Source organism: Candidatus Methylobacter oryzae, assembly GCF_003994235.2.
Taxonomy (GTDB): domain Bacteria; phylum Pseudomonadota; class Gammaproteobacteria; order Methylococcales; family Methylomonadaceae; genus Methylobacter_A; species Methylobacter_A oryzae.
This window is the reverse complement of sequence record NZ_RYFG02000076.1, coordinates 18,028-29,071: the sequence shown is the minus strand read 5'-3', so window position 1 is coordinate 29,071 and position 11,044 is coordinate 18,028. Positions and strand designations below refer to the sequence as shown.

The window sequence follows — 11,044 nt, the reverse complement described above, 5'->3', positions numbered from 1 at the left end:
GCAAAGCATTCGTTCATATCGCCATGATTAATTTGATGCTGACCAGGCTGTCCTCGGGGAAGGTATCAAACTTTTAAAACACGCACTTAGAGCTTGGGGTTACTATAGCGATGAGCTAGAGCTTAAAACAGAGTCAATACTCCCGATCTCAAGGTGGTATTTATCCCTGTTTATCGGGACATTTGTCCCGAAAACAGGAAAAATCGGGGGAATCGCAAAAATCCAGTTGGCTAAATTGCAGGCAGAGCGCGACTTGACCAGCCACACTCAATTTTTCGTAGATTAAAGTGAGTTGATTACGTACCGTTTTTTCGCTAAGCGAAAGAACGGTGGCGATTTTTTTGGCGGTTAAGCCTTTTGAAGACATGCAGGCGATGCGGCGTTCACGGGAATTTAGAGTGTAGGCCACGGATGCCGGCTTTGGGATTTGATTGGTTTGTTTTTGTAAAACGAGTTGAGTGAGATTGCGGTCAAACCAGAGCTGTCCGGTGCTGACGGCGTGAATGGCTTTGAGCAGCAATTCGGCACTTTGATGTTTGGGAACAATGCCGGCCACACCTAAACGTAGTGCGTGTAAATGGGTTTCTTCTTGGCTATCGCTGGTAAAAAGCAATATTCTGGCTTGGGGACAGTGCGCTAAGAGTCTAGGAATTTGTTCAAGACAATCGCCGTCATCCAATAACGAATCCAATAAAATAATAGTGGGCTTATATTGCAATGCAAGCTGGAGTGTCTCATCAAAACGAGACGCTTCGGCAATAATGCGTAAAGATTCATAATCTTTAGATAACGCTCGCAATCCTATACGGATAAGCTCATGCCGATCCGCGACCAGGATATTGATCAGTGCAGGTTGAAACTCCATAAATTTACCTTTAGCCTGCGTTCCCGAAACGAAAAGCAACAAAATAATGCGAGGTTTTCCACATTTTAAGGTAGTTTTAATATAGAAGCATTAAAAACATGTAAGTAAATTACTACAAAAAAGCCTGACAAGACATATTTATGAAAAAAAACGATTATTCCGCTATTTTCACTCGAATCTTTCAAGAATATGGCTCAATCGCTGATATTGAGCTAATCCGGCAAATTTACTATAAAAACAAAGTAGCAAAATTAACTCAATCAGCAACGGCGGCTTTTGTTGTCATCTAAATAGATTCATGTTCCGCTTCAATCCATATTCCGGCAGTGATCGCCGTTTATAATCATAAACCCGCCATAGCTCAGGTTAGACAAGCCCAAATAGAGAAAAAGCCGGCCATAGTCTTCGTCTATCGGTATCTGGTTAACCATCCCGTAAAACTCGATCGAGCCCATAAGCAGCAACCAAAACAAGCCGGCCGGCACCAATAGGCGATAGTTTTCGCTATAGCTGCAATAACAATACGCAGAAAATTGACTGAGCGTTAAATAAACCAGCATCAAACGCAAATTGCCGGCCAACGGACCGTAAAGCTCACTGTTATTATCAAAAATCAGCGAACTACCGGCAGCGGAAATCAGACTGACAACCAGCAACAGGATAACAGCAACGTTAAAATTGATTGCCGACAGCATGCTTAGCAATTGCAGTGTTTTTTGATTTAAAAATTTAGCGATCATGATTATCTCCGGGCAAAAAGATGCCCTTCACCAAGTACGGATCGTAAAGGGCATATAGAGGAGGACAAGTTAGCCGGGGCGTCGAAGCTCCGGCTTAATTCGGAGTTGAATTAAGAAGCTGCAAGCTTCGAATCTTTCGTTTTCTTACTAGCGCCGCCATTCAGCGCAATTTCACTGATCAAGGATTCATCGAAATCCAAATCCGGCTCAGGTGGATCAATCGTCCGGCCTTTCATCAACGTATCGATCTGATGCTTATCCAGCGTTTCCCAAGCCAGCAAGGCATGCGCCATATTGTGCAAAATCTCGATGTTGTCTTTCAGGATTTGCTCGGCGCGCCGATAGTTGGTATCGATAACGTCGCGGATTTCCTCGTCGATGACTTGCGCCATTTTCTCGGACATCGGCTTGGCTTGCGGTCCCATATAACCGCCCTCGTTATCGCCGTAATCCATCGGACCGAGACGGTCCGACAACCCCCATTTGGTCACCATGCTGCGCGCCAGTTGCGTTGCCCGTTGAATATCGTTCGACGCACCGGTCGTGACTTTACTTTTACCATAAATCAACGCTTCCGCAACCCTGCCGCCAAAAAGACTTGAGATTTGGCTTTCCAGCTTGTCCTTGCTGGCACTGTATTGGTCGCGTTCCGGCAAGAACATGGTAATGCCCAATGCGCCGCCGCGCGGCATGATGCTGACTTTATAAACCGGGTCATGGTCCGGCACGATTCGGCCGACAATCGCATGGCCGGCTTCGTGATAAGCCGTCATCAACAAATCTTCCTTGCTCATCACCATCGTGCGTTTTTCCGCACCCATGATCATTTTGTCGCGCGCCTTGTCGAGGTCGTTCATCGTGACCACGCTCTGATTGCTGCGCGCGGCGAACAACGCGCCTTCGTTAATCAGGTTAGCCAGCTCGGCGCCGGAAAAACCCGGCGTGCCTCGCGCCAGATCGCCAATATTGACGTCATCGGCCAGCGGCACTTTGTCGGCATGAACTTTCAGGATTTGCTCGCGGCCCTTGATGTCCGGCAAGCCGACCTGGACTTGGCGGTCGAAGCGGCCCGGTCTCAATAAGGCTTTGTCGAGCACGTCGGCGCGGTTGGTCGCGGCGATGACGATAATGCCTTCGTTGCCGCTAAAGCCGTCCATTTCGACCAGCAACTGGTTCAGGGTTTGCTCGCGCTCGTCGTTACCGCCGCCGGGGCTGCCATTGCCGCGATGCCGGCCGACCGCATCGATTTCGTCGATAAAGATAATGCACGGCGCGCGCTTTTTGGCTTGCTCGAACATATCGCGCACTCTGGATGCGCCGACGCCGACGAACATTTCGACAAAGTCGGAACCGGAAATCGAGAAGAACGGCACCCCGGCTTCACCGGCAATGGCCCTTGCCAGCAGCGTTTTGCCGGTACCCGGAGGGCCGACCATCAGCACGCCGCGCGGTATCCTGCCGCCCAGGATTTCGTATTTGCCGGGATCTTTAAGAAAATCCACCATCTCGACGACATCTTCCTTGGCTTCTTCGACGCCGGCGACATCGCTAAAACGCACCTTGATCTGGTCTTCGGCCATCAGCTTGGCGCGGCTTTTACCGAAGCCCAGCTGCCCTCCGCCGCCGGTTTGCTTATTCATAAAATAAGCCGCCAAACCGATCAGTAATAGCATAGGCGCCCAGGAAACGAATATCTGCATAAAAATCGAATTCATTTCCGGCTTTTCGACTTTGATTTTGACGCCGTATTCCAGCAATTCGTCAATCAGGCGATAATCATTGGGATTGTAAGTGACAAAGTTCTCGCCATTGGTACGGCGGCCATTGATATCGGTGCCGGTGATTACCACTTCCGCAATGTTGCGGTTGCGCACACTGCCGATAAAATCCGAGTATGGCACCGCGTAGTTTTCTTGATACATCTGTGCATTGAAGTTGAATATGCTGTACAGCACGGCACTGATCACCACCAGCACCACTAAACGAACAATATATACTCTCATAGTCTTTAATTTCTCCTGCCTAACAGCCAGTTTTCATTGCTCAAGTATTTGAAAAAAATCGGAATCCGGCTTTAACGCCAAGGTATCCTGAGTTTTTCAAACACTGCGTGATGAGCCTGCAAACTTCCGTAAAAAACGTAAAGCCCGGCATTGTTAGCGAAACTTTTCGCATAAATATCGGCGGAACGGGCATCGCCGCCGACCGTAGTGTAAAAAAACCCTCATCACCGGCTTGCCAGGCGGCAAACGAGTCGACAATCGCATCCTTCTTTTCAGAGGTAAGAGAATGCTTGGACTTTACGCCCAAGGTCAGCACACGCGCATCAAATATACTGACATTATTGATGATGGGGGCGTTAACAAAGGGTCCCGGCTTAAAGCCTGAAAAGATGCCCTTTTTACCGAGACGAAACAAAATGGCTTTTTTATGTTCCTCGACATAAAAAATCGACGTATAAACCAGCAGGATTAACAAGCTAAAACCGGCGGGCAACAAGATTGGTATTTGGCTCATGGCTTATTTCGGCCGGAACGAAAGGCGCTACCGGCGGTTTTGTAGCCCTTATATTTTTCAAACCCAAACCTCCTGCCCGGCTGTTCGGTGGCGGCTTTTGCAGATGACATAATCACTCCTGGTGTTGCTGTGGCGCGATCCGGTTTTAATAGCTGTCGTTGTGTTCAAGGAACAGCATCAGTTCGAAACCAAACTGGTTCTTTAGTTTTTTTAATGCTTCATTTTGTATTTGCCTGACTCTCTCCCGGCTTACCTGTAGTTGCTCGGCAATGGCCTGCAAGGTCATTTCCGTATGGTTTTTCAGACCGAAACGCATATTAAGAATCGTCGCTTCTTTTTCCGGCAATGTACCGACGACCTGGTCGAGATATTGCCCCAAATTACGACCGATCAATTCGTCCAACGGCAACGCAAATTGCTGTTGCTTCATTCGCGACATCAACTCCAAACCTTCATCGCTTTCTTCATCTAATGAATGTGTCGCTTGATAGTAACTCCTGATAATCTTGATTTCGTCTTCACTTAAGTCGCAGAGCGTTTTCAATTGTTCGACGCTGGGCCAACGCTCGGTTTGCATATAGGCGCTACGCATCGCTTCAAACACGCCGCTTGCTTTTTCGGCCAAAGATACCGGCAGGCGCACGATTTTTTCCTGTTTAACGATCAGCCGCGAGATTGCTTGTTTGATCCAAGGCACCGCATAAGTCGAAAACCGGTAACCGCGATAAGGATCGAACCGGTCTATTGCCTTGATCAATCCAATCACGCCTTCCTGCAATAAATCGTCGAAGCTCAGCGTCGTGGTTTTGTGTTTGTGAGCAACAAACGCGACAAGACGGACATTAGTAGCGATCATTTGCTGTCTAAGCCGTTGTAAAGTTTGCGCTGCTTGACCAAGCTCCAGCCGATATTCACTAAAAGCGCGCCGATGCCTGGTCATGGATATGAACAAATGCGCTACTTCGATTAAAAAACTGGGCAAGAAATGCAGATTGCGCAGCGACGATCTGTCAGCAGGATTGTCCAGCAAATACTGGACGGTTTGACCAAGATTAGGCTGTACAAAGTTAGCAGCTTGTACAATAATCGCATTGACAGTTTTGTCGCTGACGATTTCGGAAATATCCGGTCCATTGTTTAACTGAGACAGGCACTGCTTGAGTAATAATGTCGCCGCGTCATCTTCCGCCAGCAGTATCAATAGTAGATCCCGCCTAGCCTGTTCCATATCCATAGCAAGTTCCAGCGGTTCCGCTTCGGTTGTCGAAACGGCTGAAGAAACAACGTTGAGTGCGACTTCTGTCATGGCGTGAGATCCGTTAAAGGTTTTTTGCTTGGCAATAAAATTACTCCAACTGTACAATATCTGTCAATATTTATTCTATGCAAAACATAAACAATGTACTCCATTAAAGCTATTACTCTCTCGACCGGATTAACTGCCGAAACCCTGCGGGCTTGGGAACGCCGCTACGCCGGCATCAGCCCGGCGCGTAGCGATAACGGGCGGCGCCTGTATTCGCAGCAGGAACTGGAAAAATTGACGTTGCTTGCCGAATTGACGCGTAGCGGTCACACCATCAGCAAAATCGCCGGATTGAACTGCGATGAGTTGCGCAACCTGCAACAACAAACACGATCCTCTCATCAAGATTTGGCGCATCCGTTGCTGGATCGGATTATTGAAACGCTCATGGATTATCGTATCGATCGTTGTGAACAGCTCTTGAAGCGCGCGCTGGTGGCCAGCGAACCGTTGGAATACGCCCGTGACATTTTGTTGCCCGCGCTGAAAAAAGTCGGTGAGCTTTGGCATGAAGAAAAATTGAGTATCGCCCAAGAACACATGTTTACCTGCTGCGTTAATCGCATTGTGCTTAGCATGGTCAACAACCTGCAAAATACATCGGCCGGCAGTCCAGCCATGCTGTTCGCCACCCCGAGCGAAGAATCCCATGAATGCGGCATCCTGCTGGGCTGCCTATTGGCAGCCGTTCTACACTACCGCTGTTTTTTCCTGGGCGCGAACTTACCGGGTAAGGATATTGTCGAAGCCGCTCATCATTTACAGCCCGACATCATCGTCATCGGTTTGGTGAAAACGCCGCCGGAACCGGAAACCATTGAACAGTTAAAAATCATTACCTCCGCAAAAGAAACAGCTGCCGCGACAATCTGGATAGGCGGCGACGGCGCCCACTATTGGCACCAGCATTCCGCTTCGCCCAATTGCGAACTGATCACAGACATCGAACATTTTTACAACAAAGCCCAGCAGTGGATGCTGTTGGATAAGACTTGACCGCACGCGGCGGCCAGCAATCGAATGCCGTATAAAAATGTGCGGCAATGATATATCTGAATATAAGCGTTTGTATAATAACGGCTTTCTATGGAACCATAGATTCTAGCTATAACTCTACTTTATAGAATGAGGCGGAACCGATGAAATCCGGTATTTTTAGCGGAAGAAACGACTGTTTTTCCTATGGTTGACGATGCTGCTGTTAACAAGCCCAATAGCAAACAAGACTCTGATTTAAAAATTATTTTTCAACCTTGACCGCAGCTGAGCTTGTCACCAGCAGCCGGTTGATCTTCTCAATATCTTCCTGAGACAAACTACTGGCGGCCTGTTTCAGTTTGATGCTGTTCAGCAGGTAATCGTAGCGCGTACGCGAGTAATCGCGCTTGGCCAGATACAGATTTCTTTGCTCGTTCAACACTTCAACGAGGGTGCGCACGCCCACTTCAAAACCGGCTTCGGTAGCCTGCAAGGCGACTTCGGCCGAAGCCACGGCAGTTTTCAAAGCCTCGACGCGGCCCAAGCTGGTGGTGATGCCGCGATAAGCGTCCTTGACCTGGCGGTTGACCGCTCTTTTCGCGGCCGTTAACTGTTCTTTAGCCTGCTCATAACGGTAGCGCGCCTGCTGGGTTCTGGACGTGACCGCACCGCCTTCGTATAACGGCACATTCAAACGCACCCCGACCATTTCGGTCGAGCCCCGCAGGCCGAACTGGCTGGAGGTGTCGTATTCGCCCAACGACGCGGTCAGATCCAGTTTCGGCAAATGGCCGTTGCGCTGCAAGTCGATCCCTTTCCGGGAAAACTCCATCTGGTTAAACGCAGCAATGATGCTGAAATTGCCGGCCTCGGCCGAATTGCTCCATTCCGTCATATCGTCGGGCTCCGGCCTCGCCAGCGGAAGCGATTCGCCCAGCCGGTTCAGCTTCAAGTCTTGCTCGCCAATAATCTCGGCTAGCGCTTCTTTTTGGTCATCGACGCTGTTCGAAGCCGCTATTTCATCGGCGCTGGCCCTGTCGAAAGCCGCTTGCGCCTGACGGCTTTCGGTAATATCGATCAGGCCTACCGCAAATTGCTGCTTGGCTTGTTCGAGTTGCCGGGCAATGGCTTGTTTTTCGGAGCGGCTGAATTCCAGGTTGTCCTCTGCCGACAAGACGTTGAAGTAAGCTTCGGTGATTTTCACGATCAGCTTTTGCAATTCCGCCTGGTAGTCGGCTTCGGCCTGGGCGATCTGGTTATCGGACTGGCTGAGCTGTACCCAGTGATCCCAATGAAATAGCGGCTGGCTCAAGTTCAAGGTAAAGTTGTTGTCGGCGTAATTCTGGACGCCGACGCCCTGGTAAGTGAATCTTTTATTCGACAAGCGGTTCAGATTGCTAAGCGCGGTCGCGGACACGGTGGGCAGGAAATTGGCAATGCTCTGGTTTTTCGATTCGCCGACGGCCAGCCAGTTGGCCTGCGCTTGTTTTAACGCCGGATCGTTTTGCAGCGCCAGCTCATAGACGTCCATTAAATCCTGGGCATGGGCCATCTGGGCAACGGCTGTACAACAAATAACGATAAAACCGGGTAAATAGTGGGCTGCGGTTCGCTTAACTCGGCTGCTTGACATGCGCTTTCAATTTCTTAGTTGGATTTATTTATCAGCTTAAAAGCCGTGACCTTGCCGGTACGGTGAAGGTCGCGGCATAAAGGCATCTGCACGATGGCACTTAGACGGGCTTGATTCGTCGCATTAGTATAGCAGGACTTTAAATTTAGCATTGCCGTAAGAGGATGGGCTTTATATCCGCTCGCTACGGAACCCGCTAACTCGGGTCTGCAAACATCAGGCTCCACGTCCCGTTAATCGACGCTTGCAGCAATTCGGTTTTGCTGGTTCAGGCCGGAAATCATCGGCGCGATTCGGATGGAAAACGAAGTATTCAAATCCATTCGATTGCTATATTATTGCCGCGGTTCAGGCTTGCGCCGCGCCCTTGCCGGGGAATGACAGAACATGCTCGGCCTTAGACTGGAAACATAAATCATGAAACATAAAACAACCTTCAGTCCGACTGACTATCTGCGACAATTAAATCAAGCATTGAATAATAACGAACCGGAAACGGTGCTGAAGCTGGCATCCAATCTGGCCGTGAAGGATGCTTTGCCGATCGCTGAATTATTCTCGGCCACCCAGCAACTGCGGGAATCCGGACATGCCGATCAAGCGATCGATTTATATCGTAGCTGGTTGAAACATACCACCTCCCCGATTGCATACGCCGTACAATTCAATCTTGCCGTTTGCCTCAGCGACGCAAAGGACGATGCTGCGGCAGAAGAAGCCTATCGCCGTGCGTTAAGACTAAACCCTAACTTCATCGAAGCTTACCTGAACCTGGGCACGTTACTCGAACGGCACGGGCAATTTGACGAGGCGATAGATCTCTGGCGCACAGCTCTTAGCGTTGCCAAGCGCAACGCAGGCACTAATCCTGCGCTGCATATACAAGTGCTGAATAATCTCGGCCGTTTGCTGGAATTGCTTAAGAACCTGCAAGAAGCCGAACAGATGCTGGCGCAAAGCCTGAAACTGAACCCGAAGCAGCCGAAAGTGTTGACCCATTTTGTCCATTTGCGCCAGAAACAATGCGAATGGCCGATCTATTGCGAGATCGAAGGGGTAACATTGAACGATATGTTACAGGCGACCTCGGCGCTTGCGATGCTAAGCGCGTCGAACGACCCGGCGCGGCAACTGGCCGCTTCGCGCAACTATGTTCAGGAGAACGTCAATATATATCCGGCCCCGCTCGCCAATATGAGCGGCTATGCGCATAAGCGCTTGCGTATCGGCTATTTGTCGTCCGATTTCCATGCGCATGCGGTCGCGATCCTGACTGCGGAATTATTTGAACTGCATGACCGCGAGAATGTCGAAGTCTACGGTTTTTGCTGGAGCAGCGAAGACGGCTCGCCGATCCGGGCGCGCATCATCAAAGCGATGGATCATTTCATCGGTATCGCCGAGATAAGCGATGAACAGGCCGCGCAGTGCATCCGCTCGCATGAAATCGATATTCTGGTCGACCTGCACGGTTTGACGCAAGGCACTCGCCCGAACATACTGTCGTGGCGGCCGGCACCGGTGCAGATCACTTATCTCGGTTTTCCGGGCCCCACCGCCCTGCCCTGCATCGACTATGTGCTGGCCGACAAGTTCGTATTGCCGCCGGAACTCACCCCTTATTTCACCGAACGTCCGCTGTATATGCCGCGCTCGTTCCAGATCAACGACCGCCAGCGCGAAGTCGGCCCGCGCCCAACCCGCGCCGACTGCGGCTTGCCGGACGATGCATTCGTGTTTTGCTCGTTCAACAATAACTTCAAAATCACCGAGGAAGTCTTTACGGCCTGGATGCGCATCCTGTCGCGCGTTCCCGGCAGCGTGCTGTGGCTGGTGTCCGACCATCAATCCGTGCGCAGTAGTTTGGCTGCCCATGCGCAGCGCCTCGGCGTTGACCCGGAGCGGCTACTGTTTGCCGAGCGCGTAAGTCCGGCTGCGTACTTGGCGCGCTACCAAGCCGCCGACTTGTTTCTCGATACGATGCCGTTCAATGCCGGCACAACAGCCAGCGATGCGCTGTGGGCGGGCCTGCCATTGTTGACCTGCGCAGGCAACACGTTCTCTTCGCGGATGGCGGGCAGCCTGTTGATGGCCGTCGATCTGCCGGAACTGATTACCTACAGTCTGCAAGAATACGAGGACAAAGCGGTATCGCTGACCGAACAGCCGGAAAAAATCGCCGCAATGAAACAGCAACTGCAAGAAAACCGTTTAAGCTGTTCATTATTCGATAGCCCCCAATTCGTACGCGACTTGGAAAACATCTTTAAAGAGATCGCCGTGCAAACACCACAAAATATCAAGCAAACGCCGATAAACAACATCCATAATGTAGATGTACTCAACTTCATGCGCGCCGATTTTACCGGCATCGTTGAAGTCGGCTCCAGCAGCGGCGCCTTGGCGCGAGCCTATCGCGACATCAACCCGGCATGCAGCTACATAGGCATTGAAATCGACCAGGACTATGCGGAAGCTTCGAAACAGCATTGCACCGAAGTGATTTACGGCAATGTCGAACATCTGCCGGATGAAACCTTCAAGAAGCTGGGCGACGCCCAGTGCTGGGTTTTTGCCGACGCGCTCGAACATTTATACGATCCGTGGCAATTGTTAAGGCGCATCAAGCGCAATGCCCGCTCCGGCGTCGAAGTCATCGCCTGCATCCCTAACGCGCAATACTGGGGCGTTCAATCAGCGCTCAATTCCGGCCGCTTTATCTACCAAGATTCCGGTTTGCTTGACCGTACCCATATCCGCTGGCTAACCCGGATCACCATACTCGACCTGTTTCACGCCAACGGCTTCCAGGTCGTGGAAATGATTTCCCGAATACTTCAACAGCCCAGCGAAGAGATGATTGCCGGTATCCGGCAGATTGCGAGCGCGTCCGGCTCCGACCCGGACTTGGCCGTACAGGACGCTATCGCGTTTCAATATGTCGTCAGAGCGGTGGCGGTTGACTGATACCGGCCTATCCTTGGAACAATACACCGGACATTTCC

Annotated in this window: 9 protein-coding genes; 3 read left to right on the top strand and 6 right to left on the bottom strand. The window is 50.7% G+C overall.

Features of this window, described 5'->3' with window-relative positions:
- Positions 1 to 160: 160 nt before the first annotated feature.
- Positions 161 to 865, bottom strand: a complete 705-nt coding sequence (locus EKO24_RS08060) for a response regulator (protein ID WP_127030245.1) — start codon at positions 863 to 865, stop codon at positions 161 to 163.
- A 140-nt stretch (positions 866 to 1,005) separates the two neighbouring features.
- Here EKO24_RS08060 and EKO24_RS22355 point away from each other — a divergent pair, with 140 nt between their 5' ends.
- Positions 1,006 to 1,155: a hypothetical protein gene (locus tag EKO24_RS22355; RefSeq protein WP_154671586.1), complete on the top strand. Its 150-nt coding sequence runs from the start codon at positions 1,006 to 1,008 to the stop codon at positions 1,153 to 1,155.
- An 18-nt stretch (positions 1,156 to 1,173) separates the two neighbouring features.
- Here EKO24_RS22355 and EKO24_RS08055 read toward each other — a convergent pair whose 3' ends face one another.
- From EKO24_RS08055 to EKO24_RS08040, 4 genes are all read right to left on the bottom strand, one after another.
- The gene (locus EKO24_RS08055) at positions 1,174 to 1,605 is read right to left on the bottom strand and encodes a hypothetical protein (protein WP_127030246.1); all 432 of its coding nucleotides are present in this window, start codon (positions 1,603 to 1,605) and stop codon (positions 1,174 to 1,176) included.
- 110 nt (positions 1,606 to 1,715) lie between these two features.
- Positions 1,716 to 3,608 carry an ATP-dependent zinc metalloprotease FtsH gene (gene ftsH / locus EKO24_RS08050; RefSeq protein ID WP_127030247.1) on the bottom strand — a complete coding sequence of 631 codons (1,893 nt, stop codon included), beginning with the start codon at positions 3,606 to 3,608 and terminating at the stop codon, positions 1,716 to 1,718.
- A 40-nt stretch (positions 3,609 to 3,648) separates the two neighbouring features.
- Positions 3,649 to 4,122: an SPFH domain-containing protein gene (locus tag EKO24_RS08045; protein WP_241674435.1), complete on the bottom strand. Its 474-nt coding sequence runs from the start codon at positions 4,120 to 4,122 to the stop codon at positions 3,649 to 3,651.
- A 145-nt stretch (positions 4,123 to 4,267) separates the two neighbouring features.
- Entirely contained in the window at positions 4,268 to 5,428 is a 1,161-nt protein-coding gene (locus EKO24_RS08040; protein ID WP_127030248.1) for a sigma-70 family RNA polymerase sigma factor, read from the bottom strand.
- 93 nt (positions 5,429 to 5,521) lie between these two features.
- Between EKO24_RS08040 and EKO24_RS08035 the strand changes: the two genes are divergently transcribed.
- Entirely contained in the window at positions 5,522 to 6,424 is a 903-nt protein-coding gene (locus EKO24_RS08035; protein WP_127030249.1) for a MerR family transcriptional regulator, read from the top strand.
- Positions 6,425 to 6,668: 244 nt separating this feature from the next.
- Here EKO24_RS08035 and EKO24_RS08030 read toward each other — a convergent pair whose 3' ends face one another.
- On the bottom strand, positions 6,669 to 8,039 hold the full coding sequence (locus EKO24_RS08030) for a TolC family outer membrane protein (RefSeq protein ID WP_127030250.1): 1,371 nt from the start codon (positions 8,037 to 8,039) through the stop codon (positions 6,669 to 6,671).
- 417 nt (positions 8,040 to 8,456) lie between these two features.
- On the opposite strand from EKO24_RS08030, the gene EKO24_RS08025 reads away from it, so the two are divergent.
- Positions 8,457 to 11,006 (top strand): O-linked N-acetylglucosamine transferase family protein, encoded by a 2,550-nt coding sequence (locus tag EKO24_RS08025; RefSeq protein ID WP_127030251.1) that lies wholly within the window; start codon positions 8,457 to 8,459, stop codon positions 11,004 to 11,006.
- Positions 11,007 to 11,044: the final 38 nt, after the last annotated feature.

Coding starts and splice junctions, on each gene's coding strand:
- EKO24_RS08060 (WP_127030245.1), bottom strand. CDS start 865: ATGGAGTTTCAACCTGCACTGATCAATATCCTGGTCGCGGATCGGCAT.
- EKO24_RS22355 (WP_154671586.1), top strand. CDS start 1,006: ATGAAAAAAAACGATTATTCCGCTATTTTCACTCGAATCTTTCAAGAA.
- EKO24_RS08055 (WP_127030246.1), bottom strand. CDS start 1,605: ATGATCGCTAAATTTTTAAATCAAAAAACACTGCAATTGCTAAGCATG.
- ftsH (WP_127030247.1), bottom strand. CDS start 3,608: ATGAGAGTATATATTGTTCGTTTAGTGGTGCTGGTGGTGATCAGTGCC.
- EKO24_RS08045 (WP_241674435.1), bottom strand. CDS start 4,122: ATGAGCCAAATACCAATCTTGTTGCCCGCCGGTTTTAGCTTGTTAATC.
- EKO24_RS08040 (WP_127030248.1), bottom strand. CDS start 5,428: ATGACAGAAGTCGCACTCAACGTTGTTTCTTCAGCCGTTTCGACAACC.
- EKO24_RS08035 (WP_127030249.1), top strand. CDS start 5,522: ATGTACTCCATTAAAGCTATTACTCTCTCGACCGGATTAACTGCCGAA.
- EKO24_RS08030 (WP_127030250.1), bottom strand. CDS start 8,039: ATGTCAAGCAGCCGAGTTAAGCGAACCGCAGCCCACTATTTACCCGGT.
- EKO24_RS08025 (WP_127030251.1), top strand. CDS start 8,457: ATGAAACATAAAACAACCTTCAGTCCGACTGACTATCTGCGACAATTA.